Annotated in this window: 12 protein-coding genes; 1 reads left to right on the top strand and 11 read right to left on the bottom strand. The window is 33.2% G+C overall.

Features of this window, described 5'->3' with window-relative positions:
• Positions 1-23: 23 nt before the first annotated feature.
• The 11 genes from P0R33_RS03105 to corA form a co-directional block, all read right to left on the bottom strand.
• The gene (locus P0R33_RS03105) at positions 24-797 is read right to left on the bottom strand and encodes a glycerophosphodiester phosphodiesterase family protein (protein WP_276174175.1); all 774 of its coding nucleotides are present in this window, start codon (positions 795-797) and stop codon (positions 24-26) included.
• A gap of 90 nt (positions 798-887) precedes the next feature.
• Positions 888-3,188: a beta-glucosidase BglX gene (gene bglX, locus P0R33_RS03110; protein WP_276174176.1), complete on the bottom strand. Its 2,301-nt coding sequence runs from the start codon at positions 3,186-3,188 to the stop codon at positions 888-890.
• A gap of 92 nt (positions 3,189-3,280) precedes the next feature.
• Complete coding sequence (locus P0R33_RS03115) at positions 3,281-3,994, bottom strand: prolyl oligopeptidase family serine peptidase (RefSeq protein WP_276174177.1); 714 nt, start codon at positions 3,992-3,994, stop codon at positions 3,281-3,283.
• Between the two features lie 11 nt (positions 3,995-4,005).
• The gene (locus P0R33_RS03120) at positions 4,006-5,394 is read right to left on the bottom strand and encodes a glucoamylase family protein (RefSeq protein ID WP_276174178.1); all 1,389 of its coding nucleotides are present in this window, start codon (positions 5,392-5,394) and stop codon (positions 4,006-4,008) included.
• A 74-nt stretch (positions 5,395-5,468) separates the two neighbouring features.
• Positions 5,469-6,368 carry a LamG domain-containing protein gene (locus tag P0R33_RS03125; protein WP_276174179.1) on the bottom strand — a complete coding sequence of 300 codons (900 nt, stop codon included), beginning with the start codon at positions 6,366-6,368 and terminating at the stop codon, positions 5,469-5,471.
• Positions 6,369-6,386: 18 nt separating this feature from the next.
• The gene (locus P0R33_RS03130; RefSeq protein ID WP_276174180.1) at positions 6,387-7,841 is read right to left on the bottom strand and encodes a RagB/SusD family nutrient uptake outer membrane protein; all 1,455 of its coding nucleotides are present in this window, start codon (positions 7,839-7,841) and stop codon (positions 6,387-6,389) included.
• Positions 7,842-7,845: 4 nt separating this feature from the next.
• Positions 7,846-10,866: a SusC/RagA family TonB-linked outer membrane protein gene (locus tag P0R33_RS03135; protein WP_276174181.1), complete on the bottom strand. Its 3,021-nt coding sequence runs from the start codon at positions 10,864-10,866 to the stop codon at positions 7,846-7,848.
• A 244-nt stretch (positions 10,867-11,110) separates the two neighbouring features.
• Positions 11,111-13,855, bottom strand: coding sequence for a histidine kinase (locus P0R33_RS03140; protein ID WP_276174182.1), 2,745 nt, complete (start codon positions 13,853-13,855; stop codon positions 11,111-11,113).
• A gap of 104 nt (positions 13,856-13,959) precedes the next feature.
• Complete coding sequence (locus tag P0R33_RS03145; RefSeq protein WP_276174183.1) at positions 13,960-15,144, bottom strand: acetate kinase; 1,185 nt, start codon at positions 15,142-15,144, stop codon at positions 13,960-13,962.
• A 113-nt stretch (positions 15,145-15,257) separates the two neighbouring features.
• Positions 15,258-17,351, bottom strand: coding sequence for a phosphate acetyltransferase (gene pta / locus P0R33_RS03150; protein WP_276174184.1), 2,094 nt, complete (start codon positions 17,349-17,351; stop codon positions 15,258-15,260).
• A 66-nt stretch (positions 17,352-17,417) separates the two neighbouring features.
• Positions 17,418-18,491: a magnesium/cobalt transporter CorA gene (gene corA, locus P0R33_RS03155; RefSeq protein WP_276174185.1), complete on the bottom strand. Its 1,074-nt coding sequence runs from the start codon at positions 18,489-18,491 to the stop codon at positions 17,418-17,420.
• An 879-nt stretch (positions 18,492-19,370) separates the two neighbouring features.
• On the opposite strand from corA, the gene P0R33_RS03160 reads away from it, so the two are divergent.
• Positions 19,371-20,678 (top strand): site-specific integrase, encoded by a 1,308-nt coding sequence (locus P0R33_RS03160; protein WP_276174186.1) that lies wholly within the window; start codon positions 19,371-19,373, stop codon positions 20,676-20,678.
• Positions 20,679-21,012: the final 334 nt, after the last annotated feature.

Here is a 21,012-nt window from a genome sequence, read left to right on the forward strand (position 1 = left end):
TTAAGTTTATAAAGTCAAAAAGATTATTTTTTTGCCTGTAATCTTTCCTTTAAAAGTTCGGGTTCATTTGTTGTGATATAATCGAATTTATGATCAATTATCCAATCCATATCCTTTGCTTCATTTACGGTCCAAGCATTCAGGATAATTTTATTATCCTTGGCTTCTTTTATCCATTCTGGATGTTTTTGAAATACAGAATAGTGATAATCGACTCCGTTAATTTTATCTGCTTTTACTTCTTTTGGAGATTTATTTCCTTCTAAATATTGCAAAGAAGTTTTTGGATCTATCTCTCTGATTTTCTTTAGAATATCATAATCAAAACTGATGTAGCAGGTATTTTTATTGGCTTTTAATTTTTTAATGGTTTCGACTGCTGCTACAGCAGTTTTTTGTCCTCTTTCTTTACTGATTTCCGAAGGTTTTATTTCGCAAACTAAAAGAGTATGTTTATTGTTTTTAATTCCCTCAGAAATATACTCGTGTAATGTTGGGAGTTTTTCTCCGTTAGAAAGTTTGAATTTTATCAAATCAGCATAATTAGTTTCTTCGATAAGCAATTTATTGAAATGCGCGTCGTGATTGATTACAAGTGAATCATCAGCTGTTCTCCAAACATCAAATTCTGAACCTGGAAGTTTTAAATCGATTGCATGCTTTAAAGAAGCTATTGAGTTTTCTGGGAGATTATTCTTTTTCCACGCGCCACGATGGGCTACGATGGCATTTTTTTGCGCATTGCAAGATGAGAAAGCAATAAGAAATGCTAAACTCGATATTTTAATAACATTCATAATAATGTAGTTTAAAAATTACAAAAATGATTTGTGATTTTAGAAAAAAAGCCCTCCATACGAAGGGCTTTTCACTAATCAATAAACCAACTATTTAGTTAACTCAAAACTAACTTTCTTGTCGGCATTTGAATTTCCTCCAACGAAAACATCAAACTGCCCAGGCTCTGCTACGAATTGTAAATCAGAGTTATAAAATTTTAAATCCTCTACAGTAATATCAAAACTTACTGCTTGTTTTTCTCCTTTTTTAAGAGCAATTTTTTGGAAACCTTTTAATTCTCTAACTGGTCTTGTTACTGAACCAACTAAATCTCTAATGTATAATTGAACCGTTTCTTTACCGTCAAAATTTCCAGTATTTGTTACATCAACAGTTACTTTCAATTTTCCAGATGCATTCATTTTATCAGAAGAAATTTTGATGTTTGAATAATCGAAAGTGGTATAACTTAAACCAAATCCGAATGGAAATAAAGGCTCGTTTCTTTCGTCAATGTAGTTTGATCTGAATTTTTCGAATTTACCTTCAGTATTAGAAAGCGGTCTTCCTGTGTTTTTGTGTGCGTAATAAATTGGTAGTTGTCCAACGCTTCTTGGAAAAGTTGAAGTTAATTTTCCTGAAGGATTTACATCTCCAAATAAAACATCAGCAATTGCGTAACCCGCTTCTGTACCAGCGAACCAAGCGTTCAAAATTGCAGGAACTGTTTTTTCTTCATCAGTAATTACTAACGGACGTCCGTCAAATAAAACTAAAACAACTGGTTTTCCTGTTTTTAATAAAGCGTTTAATAAATCTTTTTGCGCTTGTGGAATTTCTAAATTCGTACGGCTGCTTGACTCTCCGCTCATTTCTGCAGATTCTCCTAAAGCCGCCACAATTACATCAGATTGTTCAGCAACTTTTAAAGCTTCAGCTAATAAATCTTCTTTTGAACGTGCATCACGGTGTAATGTTTTACCGAACATTGTTGCATTAGTTTCAAAAGTTTCATCGTAATCTAAGTTACTTCCTTTTGCATATAAAACTTTAGTTCCAGCTCCAGCCACTTCTTTAATACCTCTCAATAATGAAACAGCATTTTCCATTTTAGTAGCCACACTCCAAGTTCCTGGCATGTTTTCTTTAGCATCTGCTAATGGTCCAATAAGTCCAATTGTACCTGATTTTTTAAGTGGCAACAACTGGTTTTGGTTTTTCAATAATACCAAAGATTGTGCTGCAATTTGACGAGCTTCTTTTCTGCTATCCATTGTAAAGATTTCAGTTTTTGCTCTTTTCTCATTACAATATTTATATGGATCTTGGAATAATCCTAAATCGTATTTTGCTTCTAAAATAAGTCTAACTGCGTTATCAATTGTTTCAATAGAAACTCTTTTCTCATCCAAAGATTTTTTCAAAGTCCCTAAGAAACCTTCTCCAACCATATCCATTTCAACGCCAGCATTTAATGCTAAAGCAGAAACATCTTGAAGATCTCCCATTCCGTGTGGAATCATTTCAGGAATTCCTGTAAAATCTGTTACTACAAAACCTTTGAAACCCCATTGTTTTCTTAAAACATCTGTCATTAACCATTTGTTTCCAGTTGCAGGAATTCCATCAACTTCGTTGAAAGAAGCCATTACAGAACCTACACCAGCATCAACAGCAGCTTTATAAGGTGGAAAATAATCGTTAAACATTCTGATATGGCTCATGTCTACGGTATTATAATCACGCCCGCCTTCTGGAGCACCATATAATGCGAAGTGTTTTACACAAGCTAAGATTGAATTATTTTTAGAAAGATCACGTTGCTGATAACCGTTAACCATTGCTTTTGCGATTTGGCTTCCTAAATATGGATCTTCTCCTGAACCTTCAGAAACTCTTCCCCATCTTGGATCGCGAGAAATGTCAACCATTGGTGAGAATGTCCAGTTGATTCCGTCTGCACTCGCTTCCTTTGCCGCGATTTGCGCACTTCTTTCAATTAAAGCCATATCCCAAGTACAAGATAATCCTAACGGAATTGGGAATGTTGTTTCGTAACCGTGAATAACGTCCATACCAAAAAGCAACGGAATTTTTAAACGGCTTTGCTCCACCGCAATTTTCTGTACTTCTTTAATTTTTTGAACTGACTTAATGTTGAACAAACCGCCCACTTTACCTTCAGCAATATTTTTTGCCACATTTGAGCTGTTTGCCTGCCCTGTGGTAATATCACCAGATGTTGGCAAGTTTAACTGACCCAATTTCTCGTCTAAAGTCATTTTTGACATTAACTCCGCCACAAATTCAGACTTTGGTTTAATTTTTACTGTATTTTTAGCAGGCTTCTTTTGAGCATAACCCAAAACAGCGCATCCTAAAAAAAGCAAGACTAATTTGTTTTTCATGTGTATTTAATATTTGTTTTTAATCGGAACATGGAATCACTTTTCTTCGTTCAGTTTTTCATTTGAATCAAAGTGATTTCATTCTATTCTATTTATTTGTTTGTATTCGTTTTTTTCTGCTGAAACATCCAGTCGTAGATTGCTTGATTATCATACACTCTTGTCCAGCTGTCATGATTAGCATCATCAAAAATGGTCAGCTTTACATCTTTTGCATTGCATTTTTTCAATTCTTTGTAAATCGTGATTGCATAATCCACATTTACCACATCGTCTAACAATCCGTGGAAAATTCTGGTCGGAATATTGGCTATTTCACAAGCGTGCTCTAACTGAATTAAATCTACAAAACCAGCGACAGGTACGTTTGCTGCAAATAGATCCGGATGTGCAAAAGCCAAATTCCACGAAGCCCAACCTCCTGAGCTCAAACCAGTAACATATATTCTTTCTGAATCAATTTTATTCTCTTTCTGAACTTTTTGAATCAACTGATAAATGGATTCTATATCCCAATTTTCATCTTCCTTACATTGCGGAGCTAGAACATACGCATCTAGTTGATGCGTTTTTAAATACTTAAATGGTCCATTTATTTTAACCTTTTCAATATCTGTCCCTTTTTCTCCGTCTCCAGAAATAAAAACAATCAATGGCTTTTTTTCTTTGGTATTCGCTGGACGATGCAGTTCATAACCCAACTCATATTTGGAAATTATAACGGTATTAATTTTCCCAGTTGTTTCGCTTTGGCTAAAACCAAATATTGAAAATATCAGGAATATGAAAACTAATTTATATTTCATTAAAAAGGGAATTAGATTCCGTATTTACTAGAAGTAAATCCGAGTTTTTTCAAACCTTGTTTTGTATCTGATGCATTCATAAACAATTTCCATAACAAACCAGTTCTATAGTTTTCAATCATAGGAGCAATAGTTCCCTGATCAATTGCTAAATATCGTGGCGTCACCCAATTATACTGTGGAGAAAAAGCATCGTATGGTCCCGCTATTCCAACATATTTTGCTCTATTTTCATCATACAAATAATGTAAAAACTTCATTGATTCTACAGGTGTATATGGAAAAGATGAAAGTGCTGCAGTCGGAGAAATTACTCCATTATCATTATTTGGCTGATGAGCAGTATAACCAGTTGTTCCATCAGGATTACGAGTATAACTTGCTGTTAATCCCCAACATTTATCTGAATAATCTTTAAATCCTTTTGGATTAGCAACACTATATTGAACCATAATTTTCGCATGGTTTTGTGTCAATTGCCAATAATCTGCGTATTTATCTTTTAGATTATTTGGATCTAAACCTAAGTAAGAATAATGAGACCAGAACATTGGTCCAACATTTCCAACTGCTCCGTTGTAACTTAAAACAACTGGAATTCCGTATTGAACACCTCCATTTACAATAGCGCCACTTCTTGCCCAAGCTTGGTGATAAGCTTCAGCCGAAATTGGATGTGTTGGTGATGAAGCCGCCATAATGTAAGTAATCAAACACTCATTATAACCTTCAAGTTTGAAGTTCATATCCCAGCCATAATTTGGTGACCAGTGCCAATACAATGCATTTTCACCTCTTGTATACCAATCCCATTCTACACCTTTCCAAAGTTCATCAGCCTTAGATGCTAATTCTTTTTCAGTTGTACTTCCGTTTTTAAAGTATTCTCTAATCGTAATTAAAGCTTGACAAACAAAAGAAGTTTCTACTAAATCTCCACCGTTATCTTTTGTACCAAATGGTATAACTTTACCAGAAGTATTATCCATCCAATGTGACCAAGCACCATGAAATCTATCTGCTTTCTCAAGGAAATTTAATGCTGTAGTAAGTCTAGAAACAGCTTCTGTTCTTGGTAAAAAACCTCTTTCTACACCTACAATTATACTCATTAATCCAAATGCAGAACCTCCAGTAGTTATAATGTTTGACTCAAAATTTGGATCTTCTGTAAGATATCTTTCTCTTGCCAATTTTGAATTTGGATCAGCATATTCCCAAAAATATTTAATTGCATCTTTTTGAACTTGATCCATTGCTTCCGTATCCGTTAACGGTTTTGTCGGCGTTGTTGGATTTGTTGGTAATGGTGTACCTCCCGTATTTCCTCCCTCAGATGAAGAAGAAGAACATGAACTAACAGCACTTAAAAACATTATAATATATAAACCTAACTTCATTTTATCAATTTCTATAATTATATTAATTAAAACATACACCCGATACAATTCAGGTGTATGTTTTTTTTAAAACTTTATCTTTTATCTTTCTCTAATTTATAAAGAGCGGTAACTTCTGGATCTGTAAGAGCAGAATCATAAATTCTGAATTCATCCATTAAACCAGTGTAATGTAGCATCCAACCATCAGGATTCCCCCAAGGAGCACCTAAATGTTGCTGATAACCTCCAATAATGAATTTTGACACTTCAGAACTAGCCAACTCTCCAAAAGGACCACCACCTGTAGCAGGATCGCTTGCATACCTCTTTGAAATAGATGTTGGTAAAACAACTTTTTGGCCATCAATGTATAAGCTGTAAGTAGAACTTGTTCCGTTGTATGACCAAACCACATGTTTCCAAGCACCAAACATATTAGGCAAAAGATTTGTCCCTCCATGTTCAATAAATTGACCTGCCCAAGGAATACTTGGTGTCACATCTCTTTGAATATGATTTTTCATCAACATTGTAGTTGCTGGACCAGTTCCTTCAATAAGAGTAAAAATATTACCCCAGAAATCTGTTTTCTTAGGCAGCATATACAATGACTGAGCTCCTCCTGTATGCGGATCAGTTTTGATCCACATAGAAACCGTAATGTTCTTTAAATTTACAACAGAATTCGCTACATTATTATAAGCAATAAAAGAAGTTGTAGAACCTTTATAAGCAGTTCCTTTTACACCAGTTTCATAAGAAACATTTGTTCCTGTTCCGCCAGTAATCGCACCTTTTGAATCTTCAATTGTGCCGTCGAAACTAAATTTAGAAACTAAATGTGTAGCTGCAACTTCATCAGAATTCTCATATCCTCCAATTGACTCGTATGGAATTGGACTGTTAGTTTTATCTATACTATCCTCACAGCTTACAAAAATTTTTGAAGCTAAAGCTAAAGAAAGTAATAAAATAGATTTATTTTTTTTCATTTTAATTAGTTTTAAGGATTAGTAACCAGGATTTTGAGCTGATAAGCCGTCTGCTTGTTTAATGAATGTCGCCGGAATAGGGAATAATTCATTTTTGCCTTCAGTAAATGTTTTTCCATCTACAGCAAAAGCTGCTTTCGCTTGACCTGTGCGCACTAAATCAAAAAATCTATCGTGTTCAAAAGCCATTTCTACTCTTCTTTCTTTCCAGATTGCAATTCTAACATCTGCTTGTGAAGCTGCTGGAGTATTTCCTAAACCTGCTCTGTTTCTAATTTGATTCAATAAAGGAATAGCTTCTCCAGTTTGACCTAATTCGTTTAATGCTTCAGCTTTCATTAAGATCACTTCAGCAAATCTCAAATACTTAATATCAACATCTGTTTCCCATGCATCTGTATACGCTGAAGAATACGCTTTATAGTTGTATCTTTCGTTTTCAACTGTATTTGGCACCACTCTTCCATCGTATAAAGTTGAACCTCTAAAAATGATTGTTGCTGCTTTTCTAACATCATTAGCTTCGTAAGCATTTACTAAACTTTGAGATGGTGTATTGAAACCCCAGCCCCAGCCACCAGTACCACGAGCGCCTTGTGTATTAGAATATCCTTCAATTCCTTTAGCAGGTATAGCTCCTTGAGCATAGATTTCGAAAATAGATTCAGAATCAAATTTTCCACTTGCTCTAAACATAGAAGCATAATTAGCTACAAGAGAATAACCCGTTACTTTGTTAGCGTTATCAACAACTTGCTGCCATTTTTTCTGGTACAAACTTACTTTTGCTAACAATGCATAAGCAGCACCTTTTGAAACTCTTGATTTTTCATTTGCAGAATAAGCAGTTTTTTCTGGTAATGCAGCGATTGCATCAGCTAAATCGCTTTCAATAAATGCATAAACCTCAGGAGCAGTTTTACGTGTTAACTGCATAATTCTGTCAGCATCTGAACCTGGAACAGGTAAATGGTCTACAATTGGAACACCTCCGTAACATTTTACCAAAGTGAAATACATAAATGCTCTTAAAAACTTAGCTTCACCAGCTAGTCTGTTTCTTAAAGCTGCATCAACTTTATCCAATTTTGGAAGCATATTTAATGCCTGATTACATTTGTTGATTCCATCGTAATTAGCAATAAAAGTACTTTCTGCAGAAGGATTAGAAGCGTTGTAAGTCAAGGCGTCCAATACATCTTTATCTGTTCCAGTATCTCCAGGAGAAGAACCTTTGTCAGCATCATCAGAAGTGATACTTGAAAGACCAATCCATCCAAAAGAAGTCATATCCCAATTTAAAAACTTATTGTAGATTGCTGTTACAAACTGAGCAGCTCCTGCTTCATTATTAAACAGTTCTGTATCGTCTGTCGAAATAGATTCTGTTTGATCTACATCTAGATAGTCGTCTGCACACCCCGTAAAAAACAATGATGATAATACAAACGTTGCTATATATATCTTTTTCATAATATTAAAATTTTAAATTAGCACCAATTACAAATGATCTTAAAGTTGGATAAGCATCCAGCTCTACTCCCTGAGTTCCGTAAGGATTTCCGTCTCCATTTAACTCTGGAGAAAATCCTGAGAATTTTTGTGTAATAAATGGGTTAATTGCATTTATGTAAATTCTACATGCATTTACAAATCCATCTCCTTGTAATGGTAATTTGTAACCTAAAGTAATGTTGTTAACTCTAAAGAAATCACCAGACTCTAGGTAGTATGTAGAAGCAACTGGTACTTGATTAAATGGTGCAGGATTTGAAGCCGTTGTATTGTTTAACGTCCAGAAATCTGTAGCAAGAGAGTTTTCAATGTTTTCACCAGAGAAACGCTGTGCTTTTTTACCGTTATACACTTTTGCTCCAGAAGTACCATATCCATCAACAGAGAAATCAAAGTTTTTGTAAACAAATCCTAAAGAAACTCCATAGTTAGATTTTGGTAAACTTGAACCAACATATTTTTTATCAGCTGTAGCGCTTAATGCATCTTGAGTTACTTTATCTCCTGCTGCATTATAGTATAACATTTGTCCATTTGCAGGATCAAAACCAGCATATTCATAGATGTAGAAACTTCCTAATGGCTGACCTACAGTTGTATTGTCAAGTAATTTTGTGTCTTGACCATTTCCTAATCCACCACCAATAACTGGAGATAGTACTACATTTTTCAAACCTGTAAGTTCGTTTTTGTTGTTAGAAAAGTTACCACCGATATAGTAGCTAAAGTTTTCTCCAATTTTGTCATCCCAACGTAATGAAATCTCATAACCTTTGTTAGATACTTCTCCAACGTGAGCTGGTGATGCAGCTGTAATTCCAGATGTAAAATAAGGTTTTGTATTTAAAATTACGTTGTTTGTATTTTTGTCATACACATCAAAAGATCCTTTTAATCTGCTGTTTAAGAATTCAAAATCTAAACCTACAGAAGATTCTTCTGTAATCTCCCAAGATAAACTTGGATCGATTTGTGATGTAATTGTAGTTCCATCAAGCAAGATAGAACCTCCTAAATATGCATTAAGTCCTGAAGTATATCCTTGACTATTAAGTGGTACATTTTGATTACCTAATTTACCCCAGCTTCCTCTTAATTTCAATAAATTGATTCCTTTAGAGTCTGCTAAGAATTTTTCTTTAGAAATTACCCATCCAGCACCAAGCGCAGGGAAAGTTCCCCAACGGTAGTCTTTTGCAAAGTTTGAAGATCCGTCACGTCTAACAGTTCCAGTAAATAAATATCTATCTAATAATTTATATTGGAAACGACCTAAGTAAGAAGCTAATTTAGTTTCGTTAAAAACCTCATCTTTATAACTTACTATGTTTGTAGCATATTCATTATCCTTAAGAGCCCAGTAATTAGAATCTGAATTTACATTCTTTCTAACTATTGTCAATTTTTCTCTTGCACCCTTAACGTATGTTTCAACACCCGCGGTAACTTCCACATCGTGAATTTCGTTAAATACTTTATTGTAAGTCAAGTAGTTTGACAAACTCCAGTTATAATATTCTTCTCTTCCTTTTGTTAATGAATTGATATTTGCATTAGGAAATAATTGCTCATATTCACTAGCCTGTCTGTCAGGATTTGCTGCTACCCAAATATTTTTAGTATCGCTGTAGTTATAATTTTTCCAAGTATAATACTCACCATTATATTGAGATGTGAATTTTAAAGAAGGTAAAATTTCATAATCTAATTTTAGACCTCCTTGCAATGTAATACTGCGCTGTTGTTCGTCGAAGAAATCCAACTGAGCCACTGGGTTTCCAACGTTATTAATTGCAGATCCTGTTTCACTTGCAAAACCATTGTCACCAACACGTGCAACTCCATATTTTCCATCAGGAAAAAACACTGGAACTACAGGAGATTGTTTGTAAGCATTTGTAAAAGCTGACAAAGGTTTTGGAGTTGATTTTGTAGACGTTAAACTGAAGTTTTGAGTTAATGTCAGTTTTTTAGAAATCTTGTATTCATTATTGTTTCTAAAAGTAGTACGTCCGAAATCTAAACCGTTTAAAACAGCTTTTTCTTCATAATTACCTAAACTGAAAAAGTATTTTACACTTTCCGTTGCTCCAGAAACAGATACGTTATTTTGAGTATAACTTCCTGTTCTTGTAATTTCGTCAAACCAATCTGTATTAACAGGCTGATCTTGAGAGTAAGTTGTTGATTGTAAAGCTGAATTAGTGTAGTGAGCATATTTATTACTACCAGCCATTTTTACTCTTTTCAGCGGCGTTCTTACACCACCAAAGCTTTCAACTTCTACAGAAACTTTATCACCTTTACCTTTTTTAGTTGTAATAATGATAACCCCGTTTGCTGCTCTTGTACCATAAATAGCTAATGCAGAGGCATCTTTTAAGATATCATAAGAAGTAATATCATTAGCATTAATATTATTGATGTTTTCTGTTGCCATACCATCAACAATATATAATGGAGATCTACCTCCTAAAGCAGTACCTAAACCTCTAATTACTACAGAAGGTGTACTTCCTGGTAAATCTGAAGCAGTTACTTGCACCCCAGCAGCTTTACCTTGAATAGCTTGAGAAGCATTAATAACTTTAGTTTTTGTGATATCTTCTGCTTTTATAGAAGAAATTGCAGTAGTATTATCTACCTTTTTTCTAGTACCATAACCAATAACTACTACTTCTTTTAAAGCGGTATCACCCGATTCTTTTAAAGTAATTGTCATTGCTCCTGCCGTTGCTGGTACAGAAACAGAGTCAAAACCAAGCATGGAGATTTTTAAGGTCTCTCCAACTTTAGCATTAATGGTAAAATTACCATCAAAGTCGGCATCAGCAGAAGTTCTAGATTCTGAAGCACTAATAATAGCACCCGGAACACCCATTCCACTACTGTCTAATACTTTCCCTTTAATTACTTGTGCCTGCCCCATCATATATGTAGGCAGCAACAAGAGTGCTAAAAAGCTAAAAATAAAATTTTTCATACAGTACGTAATCGTTTAAGTTAGTAGAGCCAAATTAAACAATTACAACGTTGTAGTACATCAAATACCACTACAACATAGCTACATCATTATGTTAAATTTTACATTTAAACAAATCAAAATCAACACTTTAAATATTAATAAAAATTATTTAACATATCATTATGATGTAGTAATGATGTATGGTAATTATATAAAAAATGATATTGAAAAATACAAATTATGTAAAAAACAAAATCAAAACTTACAGAGTTAATAAAAATTTCGACAAGTTTTCGTCTTGAGTGAGGTTTAATTTCTTTCTTAGACGATATCTATGCAGTTCTACACCTCTAAAAGAGATGTTCATCATAGGTGCAATTTCCTTAGAAGACAGGTTCATTTTAAGATAAACGCATAATTTAATATCTTTTGGAGTCAAGTGCGGATATTTCTTAGAAAGATTAATAATAAACTCGTTGTGAATTTGATTTAAATTGGTTTCAAATATTTCCCACTCGTGTTTATTCACTTCATTAATCTTTATAGCTTTTTTGATTTCGTTTTTAAGTTTGCTGAAATCTTTCTCAGTTTCTAAAATTGTCTGAATTTTATCAATCATCTCTGTTTGTTTGGCAATTGACAATGATTTACCAGCGACCTCAGAAGATTTTGTTTGCAGTTCTAGTTCTAAAATATGTTTTTCGTATTCCTGAATATTAAGTTCATTCTCTTTTTTCAATTCCATTTCTAGAATCTCTCTCTGATGTTTTAATTCTTCTGCCTGTAGTTTTAATTTTTGCATATAACGAAGTTTATTCCATTTATAGTAAAAGAATAAAACGGCACCAATAATTAGCAAATAAAGAAGGATCATCCAAAAAGAAAAATACCAAGGTTCGGCAACTTTAAACTTATAAGATAAAACTTTGTCGTAAGTTGCACCATCGTGTTTAAATATCTGTACCGAATGATAACCGCTACTTAAATTGTTCAAAATTATTAATCCATCAGAAATTGGAACAAATTCTTTACTCTTATCTAGTTTATAAAACAAATTAGGCTTACTAGCTCCATAAATTCCAGAAATAACATTAATCTTTAATTCGGTATTGAATTTTATTTTTGATTCATTCGGAATTAAAACATCATTACTAAAAGCTTCTAATTCAACTTTCGAATTTTGCTTATTTTCATACTGAAGTTTTAAAGAAATAAATCCGTCATCGAGATTAAACAAATAATCATTTGCTGTTTTAAAAATTCTCAAATTTTCATTGATCAATTTTCCCTTATAATATTTTTCCTGAATAATATTCCAAATAAATTTGTTGCCTTCTGCATAAATATGATATAAGATTCCGTTTTGTAAAACCATAAAATGATCCTCATCTATAGAAACGATATCTGTTACATTTTTAAAACTTGCATTAAATAAATCATTTTCTTCTAGTTTATTAGAAATTGAATTATAAGTATACCAAACATTATTAATTAGAAAGAGAATTTCTTTTCTAAACTCAAAAATCTTTATTCCAAAATCGTTTTTGATTTTACTTTGTTGCGTAACATTTTCAACTTTTAAAGTATTATAATTATCATCTAATAAAACACGATACAATCCACGATAATTGTCTGCTGCCCAAATTTCATTCTTTTTATTCTGGGCAACATATTTAATAGGCTTTGCAAGATCCTTAATTATTTTATAATGAGACAAATTGGAAGGATCATCGTAAACTAAAATACCGCTGTAAGTAGATTGAAAATAAGTATTGTTTATGCTACTTTTTGACATATTCCAACCACCACTAACTCCATTGATTTTAGTTAAAGTATTATTCTCATATGAAAATGTACCATCATTATGACCTATTATATATTTTCCTTCAATTAGTGAAATATTCCAACCCTGCCCTTGCGTATTAGACATCATATTAAATTTTCCGGCACTATATTCGAAAATACCATGATTTGAAGCAATCAAATAGCCTTTATTAATTGTTGCAACGGCATAAACAGAGCCTAAAATACCCGAATTGTCATAAAAGAAAGAAATTGGAGAATTGACCTCAACATGCGCGATACCATTATCGAGACCAACCCAAAGATCATCTTCCTTATCAAATCCTAAACTCAAAACCGAGTTATTCATTAAAACATTGTCACGTTCGATGTTTTTATAAGAATTGGTTTTTAAATCTAAAATGATAATACCGCGATTTCCAGTTCCGACAATCAGTTTTTCTCCTTTAATAAATCTTGCAACATTTATTGTTGCAGATTTTAGCATCTCATTTATCGGATTGTCCCAACTTTTTAAACGATTTTGATCCACAACAAAAACACCTTTTTTCTGTGTAAAAATGTATGTTTTGTTCTGATATTTTTCGATAGCATGGACAACAGTCTTTTTTAATACATCCCAACCTTTTGGATTGGCAATGTGTTTATCTTTCATTCTAAAAATTCCATCTTGAACAGAAGCAACATATAAATTTTGATCTACTGCAAAACAGTATGAAATAAGAAACGGAAATTTAATTTTCTTAATTGATTTTCCGTTATAAATAAAAACATCATTGAAAGATTGAAAATATAACGAACCATTAAATCTGAAAATTTTCCAGATTTCTTCATTATCTTTTTCATCAAACAATCTTAGATTTTTAGTTATCGAAACATAATGCATTGTTCCATCTTTTCTATACCAATAACCAAATTCTTTATAAGAACCTGAATAGATTTTATCGCCTTCAATTAAAATTGAGCGAATAATAGTTTTGTTTGGAAGTGTATATTTTTCCCATTTTACTCCATCGTAACGAAGTAAATAATGATTATTGGCAAAGTACATGGCATCATCTTTTCCTTGCACGACATTCCAAATTTGATTATCACCTTGATAATCTGATTTGCTGTAATTTTCGACAAATGGAAGTAATTCTTGTGCTTGAAGCTGTAAAGCAATGAAAAAGAAGAAAAGAGATTTTAAAAGTATCGATTTCAAGATATTTCGTTTTTAAATTCAAAGATACTGACAAAAAACTTAAACTAAAAGCATAAAAAAAGCTCCTAAATAAAGGAGCTTTCATTATATAAAATACGAATATTCTAATTATCAAGCAATTGATAAACCTGATTTGCAATTTCATATTCTTCGTCAGTTGGAACTACTAAGACTTTTACAATTGCATTTGCTGAATTAATTTCTCTTAATTCTTTAGAACGAATTTGATTTTTTTCTTTGTCAATTTCGATTCCGAAATAATCCATATCTGTACAAATTAAGTTTCGCATGTAAGATGAATTTTCTCCAATTCCAGCTGTGAAAACAATAGCATCCAATCCGTTAAGAGCAGCTGTATAAGAACCAATAGTCTTTCTGATTCTGTAAGCGTTCATATGCAATGCTAGTTGACAATCTTTATTTCCTTTTTCTGCTTCTGCTTCAATATCACGCAAATCGCTGTAACCTGTAAGTCCAAGCATACCACTTTGTTTTAGTAAAACTGCATTTACCTCATCTGGAGTGTAGCCTAAATTTTTAATCATATAAAAAACTACAGATTGGTCAATATCTCCAGCGCGAGTTCCCATAATTAACCCATTTGAAGGCGAAAATCCCATCGAAGTATCGATACATTTTCCGTCTTTAATAGCTGCCATACTACAGCCATTTCCTAAATGAATGGTAATTATTTTGGAATTCTTTTCCAAATAACCAATTGCTTTTTCAGAAACATATTTATGACTTGTTCCATGAAAACCATAAACACGAACTTTATTTTCTGTTAAAAGATAATTTGGAATAGCATATTTATAAGCTACTTCTGGCATTGTTTGATGAAAAGCGGTATCAAAAACTGCAATTTGTTCTGCCGAACTGAAAATTTCTTCCGCTACGTTAATTCCTTCCAGATTTGCTGGATTATGAAGAGGCGCCAATTCAAAAAGTTGTTTGATTTTTGCTTTTACTTTCTCATCAATTTTTACTGTATCACTAAAATCACTTCCGCCATGTACTACACGATGTCCAACGGCCGCAATTTCTGAAGTAGATTTAATTACTCCTTTTTCAGGATCTAAAAGCATATTTGCTACTTTCTGCAAACCTACTTTATGATTCGGGATTGGAAGTGTTTCTTCGCGCGAAGCTGCCGCTGTTTTAAAAGTAACATTTGATGTTTCTAAACCAATTCTATCAATCATTCCCGAGCAAATTACTTCGTTTTCTGGCATTACCATTAATTGATATTTAATTGAAGAACTTCCTGAGTTTATAATTAGTATTTTCATTTTTTTTAAAGGTGCTAAGATGCTAAAATTCTAAGGTTTTGAGTTTTTTTCTTAAGACTAATTTTATTTTTATAAAAGGAATTTATAATTGATCATTAACAATTTACAACTATTTACATTCCTTGCGCTTGAATCGCTGTAATTACCACTGTATTAATGATGTCATCTACTGTACAACCACGGCTCAAATCGTTTACTGGCTTGTTTAAACCTTGTAACATTGGCCCAATTGCCAATGCTCCAGTTTCTCTCTGAACGGCTTTGTAGGTATTATTTCCTGTATTTAAATCCGGAAAAATAAGTACACTTGCCTGCCCTGCGACTTCAGAATCTGGCATTTTGCTTTTTCCAACAGTTAAATCAACCGCTGCATCGTATTGAATTGGCCCTTCGATTTTTAAATCTGGTCTTTTTTCTTTTACGATTGCTGTTGCCGTTCTAACTTTATCTACTTCATCTCCTTTTCCTGATGAGCCAGAAGAATAAGAAAGCATCGCAATTTTAGGTTCAATTCCGAAAGCTAAACTTGATTCTGCAGAAGAAATGGCAATTTCTGCCAATTGTTCTGCTGTCGGGTTTGGATTAATGGCACAATCACCAAAAACAGAAACTCGGTCTTCTAAACACATAAAAAATACAGAAGAAACCACAGATGAATTTGGTTTTGTTTTAATGAATTGCAGTGCTGGTAAAATTGTATGTTGCGTAGTATGTGCTGCACCAGAAACCATTCCATCTGCATGTCCTTTATAAACCATCATCGTTCCGAAATACGAAACGTCTTCCATCAAATCTCTTGCCATTGTAATACTTACGTTTTTAGCTTTTCTAAGCTCGTAATAGGTATTGGCATAATCTTCGTAAAGTTCAGATTCTTTTGGATTGATGATATTTACTTTAGAAAAATCAAATGTAATTCCGAGTTCTACAACCTTACTTTCGATTTGTTTTTTATCTCCAATAATAGAAATATCAACCACATCCATATCTAACAATCGAGATGCCGCAGTAATAATTCGATCGTCATTTCCTTCTGGGAGTACAATATGTTTTCTGTGCTGTTTAGCTCTTTTAACCATGTTATATTGAAACATTTTCGGCGTCATACCTTCTGCTTCAAAAGTGATTAATCGTTCAGATAAAGCATCATTATCAACATATTTTGCAAACGTAATTATAGAAGTCTCAATTTTATGCGTATTGTTAGCGTAAATCTCAGATTTAATTGAACCAATTTTATTGGTAATATGATACGTTCCACCATCTACGGCAATAATTGGAACTATGGCAGAAAGTCCTTCGATAAGTTTCAAAATGCTTTCTTCAGGAACAATATTTCCTGTTAGAATAATTCCAGAAATTGTTGGGTAATTGGCCGATTCATTCGCTTGCAAAGCTCCTAAAATAATATCAGAACGATCGCCAGGCGTAATTACCAAAGCATTGTCATGTAAATGAACCAGATAATTATGAAGTTGCATTGCTCCAACACTATAATGACCAATCTCGTTGTTTAAATAGTTTTCCCCAAATAAAACCTTAGCATTCAATTCGTTCACAATTTCCTGCATCGTCGGATTATTCAAACTCGAAATCAGCGGAATCGTATTAATTAAAACATTTGAAGGTAAAGTCTTTTTAAGACTATTTGTAACCAGTTCGATATTTTCTGGCTGAACTTTATTCGCAAAAACTGATAAAACTTCAACTTCTTTTACTTTGAAAGAATCGTAAACCAAATACAAACTGTCTAAAAGTTCTTCTAAAGTTTTACCAACGCCCGAACCGACAATTATTGTTGGAATTCCGAGGTTTTTGGCAATCAGGACATTTAAATCAAGTTCAATAGAAGTTCCTTCTCCCGTAAAGCTTGTTCCTTCAACCAAAACAAAGTCAAAACGTTCTTCGAGCTTTTTATATTTTTCAATAATGGTATCTAAGACCTCTCCTATTTTTCCTTTATTCTTTTTCTTGATTAATCTGCTTTTGGTAATTGCGTAAGCATCTTCAAACTGAATATCAAGGTTAAAATAAGACAATACTGTCTCAATATGATTATCCACTTCGCCATCTACAAAATCTTCAATTATAGGTCTAAAATATCCTACTTTGGCTGTTTTACCAATCAGAATACTCATCAAACCGAGCGTGATAATTGATTTCCCACTATTGTGATCGCTAGTGGCTATATATATTGCTTTACTCATAATTATTTATATTTATTCTAAATAACAAAATTAGATATTTCAATTCTTTTTATGCTGAAACAAACGTTAAAACCAACGCCTTTTCTTGAAATAAACAATTAAGCCTATTACAAGTAAAAACATAATTCCCATAACCACAAAATAGCCGTTTTCTGTTTTGAGCTCTGGCATATTTTCAAAGTTCATTCCGTAAACCCCAACGATAAAAGTTAATGGAATAAATATTGCCGAAATGATAGTTAGCGTTTTCATGATTTCATTCATTTTTCGGCTTTGCTCCGAAAAATAAAAATTTGAAGCACTTTCTAAAGCACTCATATCCGATTCAATTTGTTCTAAAAGCTCCAGACTCTTTTGATGCAGTCTGATAAAAAAATTAAACGTTTCCTTTTGTATAAGACCGTTATTTTCATCATCATCTTTAATTGTTTTAAGATAATATAACGAATCTCTCAAAGGCACGATCGAACGTTTTAAAAAATTAAAGTTATCCCTATGATTTTCAATTTTTTCTAAAATAACAGGATCGGCTCCTTTTTTGGTTAAATTGATTAATTCCTCTATTTTATCTTCTTCATCTTCAATGGTAATGTAGAAGTTTTCCATCACAGCGTCTAAAAGCAAATACAAGAGATAATCTACTTTTTTGGTTCTCACAATTCCTGCATGCGTGCGAAGACGCTCGCGAATGTGTGTAAAGAAATCACTTCGTTTTTCCTGAAAAGAAATCAGAATACCTTCTTTTAGAATAAAACTAATTTGTTCTACACTAATATTATCTGAATATTCAGAAGGCAAAAGAGATTTTATATTGAAGAATAAAACATTTTGCTGTTCTTCTAACTTCGTTCTTTTAGTTGTATTTAAAATATCGGCAAGAAGGAAATCATCAAGCTTAAAATGAGTTCCAATCGTTTTTATCAGATTGATATCGTTTAAACCGTGAATATTAAGCCAATTGTTTTTAGTGTAATCAAAACAAGAATTAAGGGCAAGTACTGTAAACTTATCATACTCAACAACATCATTATCATCGTAGACAAAAAGTTGCATCTCAGTTTCATGCTCTTTGTGCGTTCCTGTATATTCTAATGTAACATGCTGCAGCTTGCGTCCTTTCTTGTATTTGATCTTTCTCATTCTAGAAATTTTACAATAGTAATATTACGAAAAAGAATTTGAACAGGAAATGACAATTATCAGTTTGTAGAAAAACTGCGGTTAGACGCACTGCGGTGCGTCTCTACATTAAATTATATCCATAAAAAAAAACGAGTCATTTCTGACTCGGTTTTCTATCTTAATACTTTGTATTAATTACTTAATATAAAAGAATTATTTTACCTCTTCAAAAATAACATTCCAAGTATATCAGTACTTCACAACGTCGTGGTACAAATATGGTACAAACCTCTTATTTTATTTTACAAAACAACATATTTCCATTCTGAAAGGTAATCATTTTAAACTTCATTATAGCAGGAATAGTTTCTTAATAAAACTAAGTTTTTTAATAAGAAAGAAAGAAATTCTCCCTGATCATTAAAAAGGAAACTGGAACTCCCATTTTTTTATCTCTTCTTAAATCTTACCGTTATATTCATTATGCTATATCAGCGCCGAAAATATTGATGAAATAGAAAGGATGCATCATTCCAAGCAACGCCATAATAATATTTTTAGTAGGTTAAATTGATCCTCGTAGGTTTCAATACTGCTCTCCCCACAAAAAGGGTAAAAGAAGCCGAAACGAAAGTTTTTCAATCTTTTCAAAAACCCGCAAAAAACGTGGTAAAGCCTGCAAATCGTAAGATTCGCAGGCTTTTTTTATTTCATCCTGCATTTCATATTTTTTAAAACCGCACAAAATCTCTGTGGCAAAATCGTGGCACTTTCATGTGTCGGGAAAATGTGCCACAGAATTTTAAACAATCCCTTATAAACAAAGGGGTTAACGAGGTTAACGACTTGTTTTTTTGATGCTATAATTCTACATTTATTAATCTAAAAAGCTGAATTATGTTAGAAAACAGTTTTGGGTTAGTTTTCTTTTTGAAAATACCCCGCAAAGAGAGTAAAATTAGAACGGTTTATTTCAGAATAACCGTAGACGGCATTCCAAAAGAAGCATCGACAAAGAGAAAATGGGACATTACGCGATGGGACCAAAAGGGAGAACGCGCAGTGGGAACTAAAGAGGATGCTAAATCTTTAAACTTCTTCCTAGATTCATTGACTATTAAAATCAATGAAATCAAAACAGAAATGATGTACAGCGGTAAATCAATTAGTGCTGAAAAAATCATGGATCAAATTCTCGGACGAACAGCACCAAAGATTAAGGTGCTGGAAGAATTTCAAAAACACAACGATGAAATGAAGGCGCTTCTGGGAAAAGGTTATGCAAAAGGCACTCTTGACAGGTTTACAATTACTAAAAACCATTTGACAGCTTTTATTCAATTCAAGTTTAAAAATGAGGATGTTGAATTTGCGGATTTGAATCTTGAGTTTGTCAAGGACTTTGAGTTTTATCTTAGAACAGTGCGCGACTGCAGCAATAACACTACACTAAAATACATTGCAAATTTCAAAAAGATTGTAATCCGCGCGATTGATAAGGAATTAATCACAAAGGATCCTTTTAAGAACTTTAAGGGGCGAAAAACAAAACTGGTAAAGAAACCGCTTACCACTCAGGAACTGTATGAACTGGAAAGGCACTATTTTACCACTGACAGGCTTAATGTTGTCAGGGACGTATTTGTATTCCAATGTTACACTGGACTTGCTTACATAGATGCTTACCAGCTAAAGAAAACTGATATCAAAGAAGGCATCGATGGAAACCTTTGGATTATGTCTGAAAGACAGAAAACTAATTCTACGACTAATGTTCCGCTGCTCCCTCAGGCGCTAAAAATCATCGAGAAATATAAAGATCATAAGCTGTGCATTCAACGCGGAACGGTGCTACCAGTTTCATCCAACCAGAAGATGAATGAATACCTTAAAGAGATTGCAATTCTCTGCGGGTTTCCATTTACATTAAATACACACATTGCACGCCGTACTTTTGGAAGCACTGTAACATTAAATAATAATGTTCCAATAAATGTAGTAAAAGAACTGCTTGGGCACGCCTCAGTAAAGCAGACCGAAGCGTATGCTATAACCGAACAAGCTACAATTGGACGCGAAATGTCACTCCTGAATAGAAAACTCAACAAAACTGAGAAGAAAATATCTAAACCAGACTTAGCTGTTCTCAGTAGACTGGAAAAAGAAATCCAGGCAATCAAGAAAAAATACAACATTTCTTCTTGATAAATATTTTTAAGACATATTCAAACTTAGAAGAGGCTATCTCAAATATTTTGAGATAGCCTCTTTTTACATAGTTTTACTTCGCTCTTATAGCCGGGATGATAAGATGGAGTGTACTCAATATACCCTAAATCCTGAAGTTGTTTAAAATACTTATGATAAGTTGGCAGAGTGTTCACATGGGATAACTCCATAATTTTACTGCGACTTACTTTTATTCTCCTCCTCTGCCCCTGCCTGTATCCTAACCCTAGTATAGCTGTCAAAATTGACAGGTGCCAGACATTTAGTTTGGGATCATTAGCGTACATACACAAAAAGCTCATTATATGGC

The organism is Flavobacterium sp. YJ01 (genome assembly GCF_029320955.1).
Taxonomy (GTDB): domain Bacteria; phylum Bacteroidota; class Bacteroidia; order Flavobacteriales; family Flavobacteriaceae; genus Flavobacterium.